Origin of the sequence: Aeromonas sp. ASNIH8 (genome assembly GCF_002919855.1) — a bacterium.
GTDB classification, from domain to species: domain Bacteria; phylum Pseudomonadota; class Gammaproteobacteria; order Enterobacterales; family Aeromonadaceae; genus Aeromonas; species Aeromonas caviae.
This window is the reverse complement of the sequence record NZ_PQLN01000026.1, coordinates 22,934-40,628: the sequence shown is the minus strand read 5'-3', so window position 1 is coordinate 40,628 and position 17,695 is coordinate 22,934. Positions and strand designations below refer to the sequence as shown.

The window sequence follows — 17,695 nt, the reverse complement described above, 5'->3', positions numbered from 1 at the left end:
TCTGTCAATTTCCGAACCAGCATTGCGCCGAAGGGGCGGAATCTAGCATAGCGAGGGAATTCAGAATAGTGACAGGGCTCACTGGGGAGACAAAAAACGAGCAATTTGATGCAAAAAAGCTTCATTTAGCACGCAATAAATCAACAAAAATTGATGCGCAACCCAGCCCCACACAAATTAGAGCCAATAGAGAACCATTTTACAACTCATCCCATGGGGGTAAAAACCGCTGAGTGAAACGAAACCAGGGAGACAAGCGTTTGCCTCTCATGCCTCATCGGCAAGGGGTTGTAACGCAAAACGTTTTACACGTAATTAAATTTCAAGTAGCTGACAGAACTATTTATGTGACCTCCCGCACAAATTCATGAATCCACCAAAATAATTGCGCTTTTCCATGTCGGAGCCAGCCGCCACACCATGAATAAAACTCTTTTTTTATCAAACACTTTCACCCGACAGCCGGTACCGCTTTCACCACCTGGCTGATTCGCATACAAGCCCCCCTATTGCAGGATGCGCCACATCCGTATTAATTAGGCAGGCAATGACGATGGGGCCTGCCCATCGCCCCTTTCTGAGCCTGAGCCGCCGGGATCTTGTAATTTAATTTCAGAACTGCCGTCTCATGCCCGCCACCCTGGGATTGCTCCCTCATAAAGAGATGATATTTGCCATGGCCGATAAATTGACCCAGCTGAAAGCCCTGACCACAGTGGTTGCCGATACCGGCGACATCGAAGCCATCAAGCGCTACCAGCCCATCGATGCCACCACCAACCCCTCTCTGGTACTCAAGGCCTCCGAGATCCCCGAGTACGCAGCCCTGATCCAGGACGCCATTGCCTGGGCCAAATCCCAGAGCCAGGACAAGGCACAGCAAATCATCGACGCAGGCGACAAGCTGGCGGTCAACATCGGCCTCGAAGTGCTGAAAATCGTCCCGGGCCGCATCTCCACCGAAGTGGACGCCCGCCTCTCCTTCGACACCGACGCCAGCATCGCCAAGGCCCGCAAGCTGATCCGCCTCTACAACGAAGCCGGCATCAGCAATGATCGCATCCTGATCAAGCTGGCCTCCACTTGGGAAGGGATCCGTGCCGCCGAGGTGCTGGAGAAAGAGGGTATCCAGTGCAACCTGACCCTGCTGTTCTCCTTCGCCCAGGCTCGTGCCTGTGCCGAAGCCGGCGCCTTCCTCATCTCCCCGTTCGTGGGCCGCATCCTCGACTGGTACAAGGCCAAGAACGGCCGTGACTACACCGCCAGTGAAGATCCGGGCGTGGTCTCCGTCACCGCCATCTACAACTACTACAAGCAGCACGACTACCCGACCGTGGTCATGGGCGCGAGCTTCCGCAACACCGGCGAAATCCTGGAACTGGCCGGCTGCGACCGCCTGACCATTGGCCCCGCTTTGCTGGAAGAGCTGAGCAAGGCCGAAGGCACCGTGGTGCGCAAACTGGACTACACCGGCGAGCGCACAGCCAAACCGGCCCCGATGACCGAAGCCGAATTCCGCTGGGAGCTGAACCAGGACGCCATGGCAGTCGAGAAACTGGGGGAAGGCATCCGCCTGTTCGCCATCGACCAGGGCAAGCTGGAAACCATGCTGGCAAGCCACCTGTAAGGCCGCTCGCCACACGGCTCTCACAGAGCGAAGTGGCGCTGCAAAAACCGGGCTCCCGAAAGGGCAGCCCGGTTTTTTTGTGCCTGTTTCCGGTTGTCACAACTTCGTCATAAAAACGTTTTATTTTCAAAGGCGTCGTGTTATACGGATGGTGAAAACCATAAAACCAAGGAGGGAGCCATGGACATGTTCAACTTCGATTTTGACGAGGTCGTTGAGCTGGGTTCACGTAGCCGCGGGACAACGGGAAAAAAACGCAAATGGCGTGAGATTGAGGCGCTTAAAGACAAGCACCGCCTGCAAAAGGAGCTGCAGGCCATCGACATCGCCTATGAAGGATCGGACGACCTGGAGCTCTGATACGCCCACGTCGCCCATGTTTCACTCCAGCGAGTGGAGCCATAAAAACAGCGCCCCGGATTGACCGGGGCGCTGTTTTTATGGGTGATCCTGTCAGGCTGCAGGCAGCGAGAGCTGTTTGGCCAGCGCCTGGAAGTGCTGGCTCACCTCCGCCCCGAACAGGGGATCATTGATGGCCCGGTTCTGCCAGAGCTGTTCGAGATGACGCCAGTCATCCTCGGTCAGGGAGTCGCGCAGATGGGGGAAGATGACCCCTTCCTCATAGTTCATGTGCGCCTCCTGCTGCTCGATGAACTGCTCCAGACAGGCCACGAACTGATCCAGCGGGATGACCGCATCCATCAGGATCATCTCCACCATCTCCTTGAGCTCGGTCCCTGCATCCAGCAGACGGGCGTGCTCCTCGTGCAACCGGTTGGCCACTTCCCCCTCCACCACCCTGTATTTCAGGTAGTAGTCATAAATCATGTCTTCCTTCGGGTGGTGGTACTTGTCAGATACCTCGCGCAGATAATCCACCACATCCCGCAGCAGGAAGTAGCTGACCGGCTGCTCATTGCGAATGGCCGCCAGCTTTTGCTTGAGCAGCGTCAGCAACCGGGTGATGTTGAGGTGGTCCTTATGCAGACTGGATAACATGGGCACTCCTTGCACTGAAATGAGAAAACGTCTGTCTCGAGTATACGGTCATTTATTGCCTGAACTTTGCACTCAATCAAGTCGGATGCAGACAGCGGCTGCACCAGCCTCTCACCACAGGAGGCACAGGGGACACCATTTCCCCTGTGCATGCACGGCGTCAGGCCGCCGGATCGGCGCAGACCGAGAGCCAGTCGATGGGACTGCGTCCTTGCTGGACCAGCAGGCGATTGGCCTCGGAGAAGTGGCCGCAACCGATGAAACCGCGATGGGCAGAGAGCGGGCTGGGATGGGGGGCGCTCAGCACATGGTGGCGCGACCGGTCGATGAAGCGCCCTTTCTTCTGGGCATGAGCGCCCCACAGCAGGAAGACAACTCCCTGGCAATGGGCATTGATCCGCTCGATGACCCGATCGGTAAAGGTCTCCCACCCCAGGTGGGCGTGAGAGTGCGCCATGCCCGCCTGGACCGTCAGCACCGTATTGAGCAGCAGCACTCCCTGTCTGGCCCAGGATTCCAGGAATCCGTGATTGGGTGTGACAAAACCCGGCAGATCCCGCTGCATCTCCTTGTAGATGTTGACGAGGGACGGCGGCGTGCGCACTCCGGGCAAGACGGAGAAACAGAGGCCGTGCGCCTGGTCCGGGCCGTGATAGGGATCCTGCCCCAGAATCACCACCTTGACGTCATCCAGCTCGGTCAGTTTGAAGGCATTGAATACCTCGGTCGCCGGGGGATAGATCACCTTGCCCGCCTCCCGCTCGGCCCTGACGGTGGCCAGGGTGTCCATGAAATACGCCTGCTCTTTCTCCGAACCAATCACATCTTTCCAGGTCAGCACACCCGTCTCCTCTCGTTGCGAATCCACTCCTTCCATCCTGGCTGGCATGCCAGCCTCTCCCTCTCCCCACTCCCCGCCTTCTGTCCAGCTTGGCACCGCTATCTCCTCGGTCAATAGAGCAAGGGGCTCAGGATAGGGTCCTCGCCCCCAAGACGCAACCGCATGGAGGTCAGGCTCAGCCTGGCCAGCCTGGGAAGTGGCGGCGGCGTTCACGGGCAATGACCGGGGCTGCGTCGACACAGGAATAACAGGATGTCCTTCGGACAAGCCTCATGGGCAGGCCGGTTTTCGCTGACGCCAGAAATAAACCCTAAAGGTGTAGTTAAATTACTAGATATGAATAATAAAAAATGCATAATTCATATATCTTACAAAAACAGAAAAATGATCTGTTTTTGATTCAACTCAATGATTTAATCCCTTTTAATGCGTGCAAAATGGGGTTTTATTGATTTGGATCAATTTTCGTAATATTACCGTCGTGGTATATATGGCCCCAACGAAGTAAAGGTGTAAGGCAAGGCCCCGTTAAATCATTCCTTCCAAGAGGTGGTTTAAAAACATCAGGGTAATGTGCTTACCGTTGAATCCGCTTTCCTATGAGGAGTCATACCATGATCAAGGGCATCCAAATCACCCAGTCCGCCAACGCCGCTCTGCTGAACTCTTTCTGGCTGCTGGACGAAGAGAAACAACAGGCTCGCTGCATCTGCGCCAAGGGCGACAGCTTTGCCGCCGATCAGGAAGTCAGCCTCTCCGACCTGGGTCAATTCGAATACCGTGAACTGCCGGTTCAGCAAGAGCCTGTGGTCGAAGGGGGTCAGCACCTGAACGTCAACGTACTGCGCCGCGAAACCCTGGAAGACGCCATCGCCAACCCGGAAAAATACCCGCAGCTCACCATCCGCGTCTCCGGTTACGCCGTGCGTTTCAACGCCCTGACCCCGGAGCAGCAGCGTGACGTGGTCACCCGCACCTTCACCCAGAGCCTGTAAGGCGCCCTGCGTAAAGAGATAAAAAAACGGCCCCCTCGGGCCGTTTTTTCATGGGTGATGATCACCGCCGGAACCTGGCTCAGCTTCGCAGGTCCACCGGCCTTGCCACCACGGGTTTCGCCAGGGCGTCCTGCATGGTGGCCTCGTCGAGCTGATCGCAGTAACGAGCTACCACCAGGGTCGCCACCCCGTTGCCGATGAGGTTGGTCAGGGCGCGCGCCTCCGACATGAAGCGATCAATCCCGAGGATCAGCGCCAGCCCGGCCAGCGGCAGATGTCCCACCGCCGAGATGGTCGCCGCCAGCACGATGAAGCCGCTGCCCGTGACCCCGGCCGCCCCCTTGGAGGAGATGAGCAGCACCACCAGCAGAGTGAGCTGATGGAACAAGTCCAGCGGGGTGTTGGTCGCCTGGGCGATGAAGACGGCGGCCATGGTCAGGTAGATGGAGGTGCCGTCCAGGTTGAAGGAGTAACCGGTCGGGATCACCAGGCCCACCACCGACTTCTTGCAGCCGAGCGCCTCCATCTTCACCAGCATGCGCGGCAATACGGATTCCGATGAGGAAGTGCCGAGCACGATCAGCAGCTCTTCCCGGATGTAGGAAATAAAGCGCACTATGCTGAAGCCATTTGCCTTGGCGATACTGCCAAGCACCAGGAAAATAAACAGCAGACAGGTCAGATAGAAGCTGGCGATCAATTGCCCGAGCTGTACCAGGGAGCCGATGCCATATTTTCCTATGGTAAACGCCATGGCACCAAATGCCCCGACAGGTGCCAATTTCATGATCATGTTGATGATCCCGAAAATAACCTGGGAGAAGCCGTCGATGATATTGAAAATAGCCTTACCCTTCTCACCGATATGATGCAGGGAAAAACCAAACAGCACCGCAAACAGCAGCACCTGGAGAATATTGCCGCTGGCAAAGGCGCCGATCACGCTGGCCGGGATCACGTCCAGCAGGAAGGCGACGATGCCCTGTGACTGAGCCTGCTCCGCATAGGCGGAGATGGCGCTGGCATCCAGCGAGGAGGGGTCCACGTTCATGCCGACCCCGGGTTGCAGCAGGTTGACCACGCACAGGCCGATGATCAGCGCCAGGGTGCTCACCACCTCGAAATAGATGAGCGCGATGGCCCCCGTCTTGCCGACTGCCTTCATGCTCTCCATGCCGGCGATCCCCGTCACCACGGTACAGAAAATAACGGGGGCAATGATCATCTTGATCAATTTCACGAAACCATCGCCGAGGGGTTTCATATCGGCGCCCAGGCTCGGATAGAAGTGCCCCAGCAATATTCCGATGGTGATGGCCAATATCACCTGAAAGTAGAGGCTGCTGACTATTTTCTTGTGCATGCTCAACGTCCTGTTAATTAATTGACACGGGCGATGGCAAAAAACGCGTGCAGGGATCCGCGGCGAGACAGTTCACACCTCTCACCCGGTTCATGCCATTTCGCCATTCCGACGGCGGCACTTTCACACGTTATAAGAATCAATTTAGCGACATCAATCACACAATATATTTAACATCATTAACACCACAGCAACCTTGCAGTAATGACCATGAAGCGGCGCCATGTGAAGACGGAAGAAATAAAAATGCCCCGCAGAGCGGGGCATTTTTCAACCTAAGCCTGGATCAGACCGAAGTATCGAGGGGCTCGAAGCCCTTGACCAGATCGTCGATGGCCTTCATCTGCTTGAGGAAGCCTTCCAGCTTCTCCAGCGGCAGGGCGCTCGGACCGTCGCAGCGGGCGACCTTGGGATCCGGGTGGGATTCGATGAACAGGCCTGCCAGGCCCACCGCCATGCCGGCACGGGCCAGCTCGGCCACCTGCTCGCGGCGACCACCGGAGGCGGCGCCCAGGGGGTCACGGCACTGCAGGGAGTGGGTCACGTCGAAGATGACGGGGTAGCCACCCGTGCTCTTCTTCATGACGCCCAGACCCAGCATGTCCACCACCAGGTTGTCATAGCCGAAGTTGACGCCGCGTTCGCACAGGATAAGGCGATCGTTGCCGCACTCCTCGAACTTGTCGGTGATGTTCTTCATCTGGCTCGGGCTCAGGAACTGCGGCTTCTTGATGTTGATGACGTTGCCGGTGCGGGCCATAGCCTCCACCAGATCGGTCTGGCGCGCCAGGAAGGCGGGCAGCTGGATGACGTCGACCACCTCCGCCACCGGCTTGGCCTGATGGGGCTCGTGCAGGTCTGAGATCACCGGCATGCCGAAGGTCGCTTTCAGCTCCTGGAAGATCTTCATCCCCTCTTCCAGACCCGGGCCACGATAGGAGTGGATGGAGGAACGGTTGGCCTTGTCCCAGCTCGCCTTGAACACGAACGGGATGCCCAGCTTGCTGGTCACTTCCACGTACTTCTCGCACACCGCCATCGCCATGTCGCGGGACTCCAGCACGTTCATGCCGCCGAACAGCACGAAGGGCTTGTCGTTGGCGACGTCGATCTGGTTGATCTTGATATTCTTCTGTTCCATCTCAGGCTTCCTTAGGTAAAAGGGCTCGGGGCTTGAATCCACATCCGGCCGCTGTGCCCTGGGCACGGCGGCCTCGATATTCTTCCGCTTGATTTCCCAGCCCCCTCAATGGAGTGGCTTGGGGCTCAGATCCAGACTGGCCAGCTGGGTTTTCAGCACGTCGGCCACGGGATCGTCGGGGCATTGTTCAATAAAGTACTCGAAATCGTCGGCGGCGAAGCGCGGGCAATCGAGCTGCTCGTAGATGAAGCCCCGATCCCGCGTCTCCAGCGGATCGCCGGGTTTCATGCGCAGCAGCAGCTCGCTGCAGCGCAGCGCCTCCGTCATCCGCTCCTCCCGCAGCAGGGCCCCCTTGCTGACGTTGAGCAACCGTTCGATGATCTCCCACTGCCCCGATGGCTGCAGGTGGTCGTCGCTCAGGCTCGCCAGGTTGCCGAGGGCGCCGCGCAGCAGCAGCTCGATGCGGTGCCGGCTCAGCTCGTCCCCATTGAAGGGGTCCACATAGACCTCCCCTTCCAGGCCGGCGAAGCTCAGCAGGAAGTGGCCGGGGAAGCAGATCCCCTCCACATCCAGCCCTATCTTGCGACCCAGCTGGATGATGAGGATGCCGAGGCTGACCGGGATCCCCTTGCGCCTTGCCAGCACCTGGTTCAGGTCGCAGTTGGCCGCCGAGAAGTAATCCTGCCAGTCGCCGCGAAACCCCAGGGTCTGGTAGAACCCCTGCAGCAGCTGGCGGCGCACCTCGTCGCAGTCCCCCTCGGCAATCGCCTCGTCCAGCCAGGCATCGAGGCGGGCCAGCTCGGCCTCCCCGCTCCCACCCTGTCCCCGGATCTCGTCGCTCACCGACAGCGCCAGCTCGGCGATGTCATGGGCTTCGAAATCGGTCCATTCGTCCACGCGTATCATCGTCGTCATCCCTAACCGAACAGGCTGGCCTGCTTTTGTACCGCCAGCTTGGCGATAAAGAAGATCCACCCCAGGGCGCCCAGGAAGGCAAACCAGCGGATGCCGTTGCTGCGCGCCAGGCGCAGGGCCATCATGGCCAGAAACATCACCACCAGCACCGCGGTCAGCTTCTCGCTGAGCCAGGGAATGGCGTTGTTGAGGGGGTTGAGGTCCAGCACCATGCACAACAGCACGCCGGAGAGCACCACCAGGCCGTTGAGCCAGCCGCTCACCCTGAGGGTACGGGCCCCCGCCAGGGCGGAGCCGGTCTGCGACCAGTAAAAGCGCAGGATAAACATCAGCACGGCCCCGGCTATCAGGGCGAGGTGCAGATGCTTGAGCACAACATACATAACATTTCCTTGCACGGGGGCGGGAAGAGCCCGCCCGTCATCGTCAACGAGCCAGCCGCCCCAGGGTCACTCGCTCGTTATCACCGTAATCGCGCACGGTTTCCACCTGGTCGTAGCCTTGCTGCAACAGGAGTTGACGCACCAATGCCCCCTGCTCCCAGCCGTGCTCCAGCAGGAGCCAGCCACCGGGAACCAGGTGGGCAGGTGCGCCTGCCACGATGAGGCGGATGTCCGCCAGCCCCTGCTCGTCCGCCACCAGGGCGGAGCGGGGCTCGAAGCGCACGTCCCCCTCGTCGAGATGAGGATCCGCCCCGTCGATGTAGGGCGGGTTGGAGACGATCATCGCAAAGCGCGGAGCACCCGAGAGCGGCTCGAACCAGCTGCCGTCCCGCACCGTGACGGGCAAGCCCAGCGCGGCGCTGTTGGCGCGGGCCAGGGCGGCGGCCTCCGGCATCCTGTCCACGGCCCATACATCGGCATCCGGTCGCTCGGACTTGAGCGCGAGCGCGATGGCGCCGGTCCCTGTGCCGAGATCCAGCAGGGCGCAGGGGCCTGCTGGCAGGCGCGCCAGCGCCTGCTCCACCAGCACCTCGGTATCCGGGCGCGGGATCAGAGTGGCCGGGCTCACTTTCAGCGGCAGGGACCAGAACTCCCGCTCGCCGATGAGGTGGGCGATGGGTTCGCCCTGGAGGCGGCGCGCCAGCCAGCCCGCCAGGGTCGCCTGCTGGGCGGCATCGAGCTCGCGCTCCGGCCAGGTCATCAGGTAGCCGCGCCGGCACTCCAGCAGATGGCAGAGCAGGGCATCGGCGTCGGCGCGGGGGGATTCCCCGGAGGCCAGGGTCGCCATGATATGGGCACGGGCCTGCTGGATCTGCATCAGTTGCTCTCGGCCAGGGAGGCGAGCTGATCCGCCTGATACTCCTGCACCAGGGGGGTGATCACGCAGTCCAGATCTCCCTCCAGGATTTCGCCCAGGCGATACAGGGTGAGGTTGATCCGGTGCTCGGAGAGGCGTCCCTGGGGGTAGTTGTAGGTGCGGATGCGCTCGGAGCGATCCCCGGAGCCCACCAGGTTGCGGCGGGTGCTCTGCTCGGCGGCGCGGTGGCGCTCGTCCTCGGCCGCCTGCAGGCGGGCCGAGAGCACCGACATCGCCTTGGCGCGGTTCTTGTGCTGGGAGCGCTCGTCCTGGCACTCCACCACCAGGCCGGTGGGCAGGTGGGTGATGCGGATGGCCGAGTCGGTCTTGTTGACGTGCTGGCCGCCGGCCCCGGAGGCGCGGAAGGTGTCGATCTTCAGCTCCGAGGGGTTGATTTCGATCTGCTCGGCCTCCGGCACTTCCGGCAGCACGGCGACTGTGCAGGCGGAGGTGTGCACCCGGCCCTGGGACTCGGTCTCCGGCACCCGCTGCACCCGGTGACCGCCGGATTCGAACTTGAGGCGGCCGTAGACGTGCTCGCCGTCCACCTTGGCGATCACCTCCTTGTAGCCGCCGTGCTCGCCCTCGTTGCAGCTGACGATGGAGACACGCCAGCCCTGGCGCTCGGCGTAGCGGGAATACATGCGGAACAGATCCCCCGCGAAGATGGCCGCCTCGTCACCACCGGCGCCGGCGCGGATCTCCAGATAGCAGTTGTTGTCATCCTTGGGATCCCGCGGCAGCAGCATCACCTGCAGCGCCTGCTCCTGCTCCTCGAAGGCCGCCTTGGCGAGCGGCAGCTCCTCCTGCGCCATCTCGCGCAGGTCGGCATCCTCCTCCTCCAGCATCAGCCGGGTGGTCTCTAGGTTCTCTTCGGCCTGACGGAAACGCTGGAAGGCGTGGACTATGTCTTCCAGCTGGGCATATTCCCGGGTCAGGGCACGGTATCTGTCCTGATCCGAGGCCACCCCGGGCTCGCCGAGCAGGGCCTGTACTTCTTCGTGGCGCTCGATGAGGCCTTCCAGCTTTCTGATCAATGACGGGTTCATGACTCTTGGATTCTCGATGGAGGACGGGACGGCCAAGGGGCCGCCCCAACACTATGATTCTTGTGACAATCCCAGCACCTGACGCAGCTGGGCCAGCTTGTGGGCATCCCCCTGGGCGGCGGCCTGGCGCAGGGCCTGGGTCGGTGCGTGGATCAACTTGTTGGTGAGGCGGTGCGCCATGGCCCTGAGGGCCTGCTCGGCATTCTCGCCCTGTTGCAGGGCCAGCAGGGCGCGCTGCAGCTCTTCATCGGCCACCTGCTGGGACTGGTGACGGTAATCGCGGATGAGATCCACCGAGTGCTGGCTGCGATACCAGCCCATGAAGTCGTCGCGCTCTTCCTGGACGATGAGCTCCGCCTCGGCGGCCGCCCGCTTGCGGGTCTCGAGGTTCTGCTCGATGATGCCCTGCAGGTCGTCCACCGTGTAGAGGTAGGCGTCGGAGAGCTCGTCCACCTCGGCCTCGATGTCACGCGGCACGGCGATGTCCACCAGGAACATGGGCCTGAAGCGGCGGGCCTTCAGCGCCCGCTCCACCATGCCCTTGCCGAGGATGGGAAGGGGGCTGGCGGTGGAGCTGATGACGATGTCCGCCTCGTGCAGGTAGTCCGGGATCTCTTCGAGCGTCATTACCTGGGCACCGAACTCCTCTGCCAGCAACTGGGCCCGTTGCAGGGTGCGGTTCGCCACCATCATCCGGGTCACGCTCTGCTCGCGCAGATGGCGGGCCACCAGTTCGATGGTTTCGCCGGCGCCCACCAGCAGCACCTTGGTCTGGGAGAGATCGGAGAAGATACGGCGGGCCAGGCTCACGGCGGCGAAGGCTACCGACACCGCGCTGGCGCCGATCTCGGTGTCAGTGCGCACCCGTTTGGCCACCGAGAAGGATTTCTGGAACAGGCGCTCCAGGGATCCTTTCACCGCATCCGCCTGCTGGGCGTGGGCGTAGGATTGCTTGATCTGCCCCAGGATCTGCGGCTCCCCGAGCACCAGGGAGTCGAGGCCGCAGGCCACCCGCATCAGGTGCCGCACCGCTTCCTCGTCCTGGTGCCGGTAGATGGCGGAGAGCACCTCGCTCGCCTCCAGCGCGTGGAACCGCTGCAACCAGTTCAGCACCTGCTCCCCCTGCCCCTGCTCCAGGCTGCAATAGAGCTCAGTGCGGTTGCAGGTGGAGACGATCACCGCCTCGCTGACGCCAGGCTGCTCCACCAGCTCACGCAGGGCGCGATCGATGCGGTCCGGGCCAAAGGCGACCCGCTCCCGCAAGGCGACACTGGCGGTGTTGTGGTTGATTCCGAGGGCAAGCAGACTCATGGGTGGGTGATGATCGTTTCATGCACAGGGTGTAGAGGCCGACAATTGTACGAGAAAGGGTAAGTCTTTAAAAGCAATACGGCCGCCCCTTATACTGTCGCAAACCTCATCTGCGGAGCTCCACCTTGTTGTTGCGTATCTTCTCCCTCGCCTGCCTGCTGGTGCTGGCGGGCTGTACCACCACCCAACCCCAGCGGGATCAGGTCAACTGGCAGCAGGAGCGCGCCCGCCTCGAACGCCTCACACACTGGCAGTTGTCGGGCAAGATGGCCATCATCACCGCCCGCCAGAAGGGCAGCGCCCGCCTCAACTGGCAGCAGAACGGCGACGACTACCGCCTCAACCTCACCAGCCTGATCGGCACCCATATCCTGGAGCTCTCCCGCACCGGGGGCGAGGTGACCCTGCTCGACAACGACGGCAGGCTGCACCAGAGCCAGGATGCCGAGGCGCTCGTCTACCAGCTCACCGGCTGGCACATTCCGGTGGCCGGGCTGCCGGAGTGGATCAAGGGGCTGCCGGGCAACGCCGAGTTCGAGCTCAATCCCGACGCCAGCCTCGCCAGTGTGCGCGATGGCCAGTGGCAGATCCTCTACGGCGATTACCGGGACCAGGACGGCTACCGCCTGCCGCACCTGCTGACCATGACGGGCCAGGAGAGCCGCCTCAAGTTGCAGATCAACCAGTGGACGCTGGCACAGTGATGGCGCAGGAGCACAGCACCATGATGAAGCCTGGCCAGATCCGCTGGCCCGCCCCGGCCAAGCTCAACCTCTTCCTGCACGTCAACGGCCGCCGCCCCGACGGCTATCACGAGCTGCAGACCCTGTTCATCTTCCTCAGCCACGGCGACTGGCTGGAGTTCGAGGTGATCCCGGGTAGCGACCAGCTCACCCTGAGCCCCGCCATTCCCGGCGTGCCCGATGAACAGAACCTCATCATCCGCGCCGCCCGCCTGCTGCAAACCAGGCTGCCGAGCCCCCAGGGGGCCCATATCCGGCTGGAGAAGGTGCTGCCCATGGGCGGCGGCATCGGCGGGGGCTCGTCCGATGCCGCCACCACGCTCGTGGCCCTGAACCATCTCTGGCAGGCGGGCCTCGGCGAGGATGAGCTGGCGCAGCTCGGCGTGCAGCTCGGCGCCGACGTGCCGGTGTTCGTGCGCGGCCGGGCCGCCTTTGCAGAAGGAGTGGGCGAGCGACTGCAACCGGTCGAGGTGCCCGCTGCCTGGTATCTGGTGCTCAAGCCCGACTGCCATGTGGCAACGGCGGCCGTGTTTCAGGATCCGGAACTGCCTCGCGACACCCCCAAGATGACCCTGGGCAATCTGCTGGAAGGGGAGTGGAAAAACGATTGCGAATTGCTGGTGAAAAAGCGCCACCCCGAGGTTGCCAATGCGCTCGGCTGGTTGCTAGAATACGCGCCGTCAAGAATGACGGGCACTGGCGCCTGCGTCTTTGCTCAATTTGAAGACGAAATGGCTGCTCGGAAGGTGTTGGCCAAAGTGCCGGAAGGCTGGGATGGGTTTGTCGCCAAGGGCGAGAACATATCACCACTCTTCGCCACTTTGCAACAAGTCAGTGATTGGGGTATCGCCAAGCGGTAAGGCAGCGGGTTTTGATCTCGCCATTCCTAGGTTCGAATCCTAGTACCCCAGCCAACTCTCTCCTTGTTGAGGCCGTATCGGGAGGTGTTGACCTCGTCGATGTGTCTTGGGCCAATCTGACGCGATGGCGCTCAAGGTGGATTCCCGTCCACCCACCCTGCGGGTGATGAGACGCCATCCTCGACATCGCCCAGAGACCTTGTCCGTCATCTTGCTAAATCGTTTGCCCCCAAACGATACGGGTCTAAAATCAGACTCCCCACATACTGGATGCAACCCCGAGGTTTCAAACCGTGCCTGACATGAAGCTGTTTGCTGGTAACGCAACGCCGGAACTAGCCCAGAAGATCGCAGATCGCCTGTTTATCAAACTCGGCAATGCTGCCGTAGGTCGCTTTAGCGACGGCGAGATCAGCGTACAGATCAACGAGAATGTACGCGGTGGCGATATCTTCATCATTCAATCCACCTGTGCCCCGACCAACGACAATTTGATGGAATTGATCGTCATGGTGGATGCACTGCGTCGTGCTTCAGCTGGCCGTATCACTGCCGTTATCCCCTACTTTGGTTATGCCCGTCAGGACCGCCGCGTCCGCTCCGCCCGTGTGCCCATCACCGCCAAGGTCGTCGCCGACTTCCTCTCCAGCGTGGGTGTGGACCGTGTGCTGACCGTTGACCTGCATGCCGAGCAGATCCAGGGCTTCTTCGACGTCCCCGTCGACAACGTGTTCGGCAGCCCGGTGCTGCTGGAAGACATGAAGGCCAAGAACCTCGAATCCCCCGTGGTCGTGTCACCGGACATCGGCGGCGTAGTCCGTGCCCGTGCCATCGCCAAGCTGCTGGACGACACCGACATCGCCATCATCGACAAGCGTCGTCCCCGTCCGAACGTCTCCCAGGTCATGCACCTGATCGGCGACGTAGCCGGTCGTGACTGCGTCATCGTCGACGACATGATCGACACCGGCGGCACCCTGTGCAAAGCGGCCGAAGCGCTGAAAGAGCGTGGTGCCAAGCGCGTGTTCGCCTATGCGACCCACCCTGTCTTCTCCGGCACCGCCGTTGAAAACATCAAGAATTCGGTCATCGACGAGCTGATCATCACCGACTCCATCCCGCTCACCCCGGAGATGAAGGCAGTCGGCAAGGTCAAGCAGCTGACCCTCTCCTCCGTGCTGGCCGAAGCGATTCGCCGCATCAGCAACGAAGAGTCCATCTCTGCCATGTTCGAGCATTGATAGACCCTGTTGTGACAAAAACCGCCGAATGGCGGTTTTTGTTTTTTTGGGTGCCTGGCGCCAGCCGCCAGCCTCCACTCGGCAAGAGACGAAAACCTCGGACGAGCCACCCCACCCGAGCCCTTCTGTCCGGCTTTTCCCCGACCTTGCCGCACTTTGGTTGAGTGATCGCCACTCGGCGGCTAGAATATTGCGTCCCATTGCCCCGGGTCATCCGCCCATGGCAAGTAGCGAGTGAAGACATCAAGCGTGACAAGTCAAATCAAACTGATTGTCGGGCTGGGTAATCCCGGCCCCGAATATGCCAAGACCCGCCACAATGCGGGCGCCTGGTATGTGGAGCAACTGGCACGCTGGCACAACGTCAGCCTGCGCGAAGAGCCCAAGTTCTTCGGCCACACCGCCCGCATCCAGGTGGATGGCCAGGATGTGCGGCTGCTCATCCCGAACACCTACATGAACCTCTCCGGCAAGGCGGTGGCCGCGCTCGCCCGCTTCTACCAGATCGAGCCGGAAGCCATGCTGGTGGCCCACGATGAGCTGGACCTGCCTCCCGGCATCGCCAAGTTCAAGCAAGGGGGCGGTCACGGCGGCCATAACGGCCTCAAGGACATCATCGCCAGGATGGGCAACAACAATAACTTCTTCCGGCTGCGCCTTGGCATCGGCCATCCGGGCGCCAAGGAGCTGGTCGCCGGCTTCGTGCTGACCAAGGCGCCCAGCAGTGAGCAGAGTCTGATCGAGGCCGCGCTGGACGAGTCCCTGCGCGCCACCGACATCCTGTTCAAGCAGGACATGACCAAGGCCATGAATCGCCTGCACAGTTTCAAGGCCGAGAAAGTCTAGGCCTTCAGCCTGCATCGCCAGGCAGTTCAAGATGACCGGCCCCCTGGCGAGATCCCTCGCCTCGGGGTCAAGCAACACGACACGGGCCGCCCGCGCGGCCCCTTGAAGCATCCACCAACAAGGTAACAATCCATGGGTTTTAAATGCGGTATCGTGGGCCTGCCCAATGTAGGCAAATCCACCCTGTTCAATGCGCTGACCAAGGCCGGCATCGAAGCCGCCAACTTCCCGTTCTGCACCATTGAGCCGAACACGGGTGTGGTCCCCATGCCGGATCCTCGCCTCGACCAGCTGGCGGCCATCATCAATCCGCAGCGTGTCGTGCCGACCACCATGGAGTTCGTGGACATCGCCGGCCTGGTGGCCGGTGCCTCCAAGGGCGAAGGCCTTGGCAACCAGTTCCTCGCCAACATCCGTGAAACCGAAGCCATCGGTCACGTGGTGCGCTGCTTCGAGGACGAGAACATCGTCCACGTGGCGGGCAAGGTCTCCCCGGCCGACGACATCGAGGTGATCAACACCGAGCTGGCCCTCTCCGACCTGGATGCCTGCGAGCGCGCCATCAATCGCCAGTCCAAGCGTGCCAAGGGCGGCGACAAGGATGCCAAGCTGGAAGTGGAAGTGCTGGAGAAGATCAAGGTTGCCCTGGAAAACGGCCAGATGATCCGCGGCATGAAGCTGGACAAGGATGAGCTGGACGCCGTCAGCCACCTCAACTTCCTGACCCTCAAACCCACCATGTACATCGCCAACGTGGCGGAAGATGGCTTCGAGAACAACCCCTACCTGGATCAGGTCCGTGAGATAGCCGCCGCCGAAAACGCCGTTGTCGTGGTCGTCTGCTGCGCCATCGAGGCGGACATCGCCGAGCTGGACGACGAAGACCGCGCCGAGTTCATGGCGGATCTGGGCATCGAGGAGCCGGGCCTGAACCGGGTGATCCGCTCCGGATACGAGCTGCTCAAGTTGCAGACCTACTTCACCGCCGGTGTGAAAGAAGTGCGCGCCTGGACCATTCCGGTAGGCGCCACCGCCCCGCAGGCCGCTGGCAAGATCCACACCGACTTCGAAAAAGGCTTTATTCGCGCCCAGACCATCGCCTTCGACGACTTTATCACCTACAAGGGTGAGCAAGGCGCCAAGGAAGCAGGCAAGATGCGCGCGGAAGGGAAAGACTACATCGTCAAGGATGGCGATATCATGAACTTCCTGTTCAACGTCTAACCCCATGAGAGGCCAGCATTTGCTGGCCTCTTTTTTATCTGGCCAGAGGCGCGATCTGGGTGCGAATGTCGTAAAAAAAACCAGATTGTTGGGCTTTTGCACGACAGCGGCCAATAACTCGCCAAACGCACCCAAATTCGTTTTTTCAAACAAAAAAAGGGTTGACGCCCCAGAGCCAGATACGCATAATTCCGGCCGCACAGTGACGAGGCAACGACTCACTGGAAGCACGGTTGGCTATGTAGCTCAGTTGGTTAGAGCATCGCACTCATAATGCGGGGGTCACAGGTTCGAATCCCGTCATAGCCACCATCTCTAGTTGGGGTATCGCCAAGCGGTAAGGCAGCGGGTTTTGATCTCGCCATCCCTAGGTTCGAATCCTAGTACCCCAGCCATTTTTTGAATGATGTTTGATGGTCTCTGTCAGGCATCACTGTTGGGGTATCGCCAAGCGGTAAGGCAGCGGGTTTTGATCTCGCCATCCCTAGGTTCGAATCCTAGTACCCCAGCCATTTTTTGAATGATGTTTGATGGTCTCTGTCAGGCATCGCTGTTGGGGTATCGCCAAGCGGTAAGGCAGCGGGTTTTGATCTCGCCATCCCTAGGTTCGAATCCTAGTACCCCAGCCATTTTTCTGTTCTCTTCCACGTTTGTGGTTGACAACAAACGGCTATGTAGCTCAGTTGGTTAGAGCATCGCACTCATAATGCGGGGGTCACAGGTTCGAATCCCGTCATAGCCACCATGTTTGAAAAACGTTCCTTCAATCATCCGATTGCAAAGAACACTGTTGGGGCATCGCCAAGCGGTAAGGCAGCGGGTTTTGATCTCGCCATACCTAGGTTCGAATCCTAGTGCCCCAGCCATTTTTGCTTGTATTCGACGCAAGTCGTGCACAAGACGGCTATGTAGCTCAGTTGGTTAGAGCATCGCACTCATAATGCGGGGGTCACAGGTTCGAATCCCGTCATAGCCACCATTATTCTTGCGGAAGTGGCGAAATTGGTAGACGCACCAGATTTAGGTTCTGGCGCCCTAGGCGTGAGAGTTCGAGTCTCTCCTTCCGCACCATCGAAAGCAGTACCAAACAGACCAGCTCAGGCTGGTTTTTTTGTATCCGGCGTTTGCCGCTCTTCTTCCCCTCTCCACGCCATCGCACGCCTGCAACGCCACCTCATGTCTCAACGGCTGAGCCTTGTGCTCTCCTCTGCGACGGCGCTATGTCCTGCTCCGGCGTGATG

17 protein-coding genes and 9 tRNA genes are annotated in these 17,695 nt (G+C 60.6%); 17 read left to right on the top strand and 9 right to left on the bottom strand.

Annotated features, from left to right (window positions below):
- Positions 1–676 precede the first annotated feature (676 nt).
- Together tal and C3418_RS09135 are read left to right on the top strand one after the other, a co-directional pair.
- Positions 677–1,627: a transaldolase gene (gene tal / locus C3418_RS09140; RefSeq protein WP_010673859.1), complete on the top strand. Its 951-nt coding sequence runs from the start codon at positions 677–679 to the stop codon at positions 1,625–1,627.
- A gap of 180 nt (positions 1,628–1,807) precedes the next feature.
- Positions 1,808–1,987, top strand: coding sequence for a DUF3545 family protein (locus C3418_RS09135; protein ID WP_010673858.1), 180 nt, complete (start codon positions 1,808–1,810; stop codon positions 1,985–1,987).
- 93 nt (positions 1,988–2,080) lie between these two features.
- Here the strand turns inward: C3418_RS09135 and C3418_RS09130 are convergent, their stop codons facing one another.
- Both C3418_RS09130 and ung read right to left on the bottom strand, forming a co-directional pair.
- Positions 2,081–2,626 (bottom strand): hemerythrin domain-containing protein, encoded by a 546-nt coding sequence (locus tag C3418_RS09130; RefSeq protein WP_010673857.1) that lies wholly within the window; start codon positions 2,624–2,626, stop codon positions 2,081–2,083.
- A gap of 160 nt (positions 2,627–2,786) precedes the next feature.
- Positions 2,787–3,467: a uracil-DNA glycosylase gene (ung, locus tag C3418_RS09125; RefSeq protein WP_010673856.1), complete on the bottom strand. Its 681-nt coding sequence runs from the start codon at positions 3,465–3,467 to the stop codon at positions 2,787–2,789.
- 614 nt (positions 3,468–4,081) lie between these two features.
- Between ung and grcA the strand changes: the two genes are divergently transcribed.
- Complete coding sequence (gene grcA, locus C3418_RS09120; RefSeq protein ID WP_010673855.1) at positions 4,082–4,462, top strand: autonomous glycyl radical cofactor GrcA; 381 nt, start codon at positions 4,082–4,084, stop codon at positions 4,460–4,462.
- 79 nt (positions 4,463–4,541) lie between these two features.
- On the opposite strand, the gene C3418_RS09115 is transcribed toward grcA, so the two are convergent.
- The 7 genes from C3418_RS09115 to hemA form a co-directional block, all read right to left on the bottom strand.
- Positions 4,542–5,825 (bottom strand): dicarboxylate/amino acid:cation symporter, encoded by a 1,284-nt coding sequence (locus C3418_RS09115; protein WP_010673854.1) that lies wholly within the window; start codon positions 5,823–5,825, stop codon positions 4,542–4,544.
- Between the two features lie 286 nt (positions 5,826–6,111).
- Complete coding sequence (kdsA, locus tag C3418_RS09110; protein ID WP_010673853.1) at positions 6,112–6,966, bottom strand: 3-deoxy-8-phosphooctulonate synthase; 855 nt, start codon at positions 6,964–6,966, stop codon at positions 6,112–6,114.
- 105 nt (positions 6,967–7,071) lie between these two features.
- Positions 7,072–7,872, bottom strand: a complete 801-nt coding sequence (locus C3418_RS09105) for a SirB1 family protein (RefSeq protein WP_010673852.1) — start codon at positions 7,870–7,872, stop codon at positions 7,072–7,074.
- A gap of 11 nt (positions 7,873–7,883) precedes the next feature.
- The gene (locus C3418_RS09100; RefSeq protein ID WP_010673851.1) at positions 7,884–8,264 is read right to left on the bottom strand and encodes a SirB2 family protein; all 381 of its coding nucleotides are present in this window, start codon (positions 8,262–8,264) and stop codon (positions 7,884–7,886) included.
- A gap of 43 nt (positions 8,265–8,307) precedes the next feature.
- On the bottom strand, positions 8,308–9,141 hold the full coding sequence (gene prmC, locus C3418_RS09095; protein WP_010673850.1) for a peptide chain release factor N(5)-glutamine methyltransferase: 834 nt from the start codon (positions 9,139–9,141) through the stop codon (positions 8,308–8,310).
- The gene (prfA, locus tag C3418_RS09090) at positions 9,141–10,229 is read right to left on the bottom strand and encodes a peptide chain release factor 1 (RefSeq protein ID WP_010673849.1); all 1,089 of its coding nucleotides are present in this window, start codon (positions 10,227–10,229) and stop codon (positions 9,141–9,143) included. The genes prmC and prfA overlap by 1 nt, the downstream gene beginning before the upstream one ends.
- Positions 10,230–10,280: 51 nt before the next feature.
- Entirely contained in the window at positions 10,281–11,540 is a 1,260-nt protein-coding gene (hemA, locus tag C3418_RS09085) for a glutamyl-tRNA reductase (RefSeq protein ID WP_010673848.1), read from the bottom strand.
- Between the two features lie 125 nt (positions 11,541–11,665).
- Between hemA and lolB the strand changes: the two genes are divergently transcribed.
- The 14 genes from lolB (at position 11,666) to C3418_RS09015 (ending at position 17,525) form a co-directional block, all read left to right on the top strand.
- The gene (gene lolB / locus C3418_RS09080; RefSeq protein WP_069784693.1) at positions 11,666–12,244 is read left to right on the top strand and encodes a lipoprotein insertase outer membrane protein LolB; all 579 of its coding nucleotides are present in this window, start codon (positions 11,666–11,668) and stop codon (positions 12,242–12,244) included.
- Positions 12,245–12,264: 20 nt separating this feature from the next.
- On the top strand, positions 12,265–13,143 hold the full coding sequence (gene ispE / locus C3418_RS09075; RefSeq protein WP_029314128.1) for a 4-(cytidine 5'-diphospho)-2-C-methyl-D-erythritol kinase: 879 nt from the start codon (positions 12,265–12,267) through the stop codon (positions 13,141–13,143).
- Positions 13,123–13,197 (top strand) — tRNA-Gln (locus C3418_RS09070). Before ispE ends, C3418_RS09070 begins: the two co-directional genes overlap by 21 nt.
- 239 nt (positions 13,198–13,436) lie before the next feature.
- Entirely contained in the window at positions 13,437–14,384 is a 948-nt protein-coding gene (locus tag C3418_RS09065) for a ribose-phosphate pyrophosphokinase (protein WP_010673845.1), read from the top strand.
- A 249-nt stretch (positions 14,385–14,633) separates the two neighbouring features.
- On the top strand, positions 14,634–15,230 hold the full coding sequence (gene pth / locus C3418_RS09060) for an aminoacyl-tRNA hydrolase (RefSeq protein WP_010673844.1): 597 nt from the start codon (positions 14,634–14,636) through the stop codon (positions 15,228–15,230).
- A gap of 132 nt (positions 15,231–15,362) precedes the next feature.
- The gene (ychF, locus tag C3418_RS09055; RefSeq protein ID WP_010673843.1) at positions 15,363–16,454 is read left to right on the top strand and encodes a redox-regulated ATPase YchF; all 1,092 of its coding nucleotides are present in this window, start codon (positions 15,363–15,365) and stop codon (positions 16,452–16,454) included.
- A gap of 235 nt (positions 16,455–16,689) precedes the next feature.
- Positions 16,690–16,766, top strand: a tRNA-Met gene (locus tag C3418_RS09050).
- 8 nt (positions 16,767–16,774) lie between these two features.
- Positions 16,775–16,849: transfer RNA gene (locus tag C3418_RS09045), tRNA-Gln, on the top strand.
- 42 nt (positions 16,850–16,891) lie between these two features.
- Positions 16,892–16,966: transfer RNA gene (locus tag C3418_RS09040), tRNA-Gln, on the top strand.
- Positions 16,967–17,008: 42 nt separating this feature from the next.
- A tRNA-Gln gene (locus C3418_RS09035) sits at positions 17,009–17,083 on the top strand.
- 39 nt (positions 17,084–17,122) lie between these two features.
- Positions 17,123–17,199, top strand: a tRNA-Met gene (locus C3418_RS09030).
- A 46-nt stretch (positions 17,200–17,245) separates the two neighbouring features.
- Positions 17,246–17,320: transfer RNA gene (locus C3418_RS09025), tRNA-Gln, on the top strand.
- A 36-nt stretch (positions 17,321–17,356) separates the two neighbouring features.
- Positions 17,357–17,433 (top strand) — tRNA-Met (locus tag C3418_RS09020).
- Between the two features lie 8 nt (positions 17,434–17,441).
- A tRNA-Leu gene (locus tag C3418_RS09015) sits at positions 17,442–17,525 on the top strand.
- The last annotated feature ends 170 nt before the right edge of the window (positions 17,526–17,695 follow it).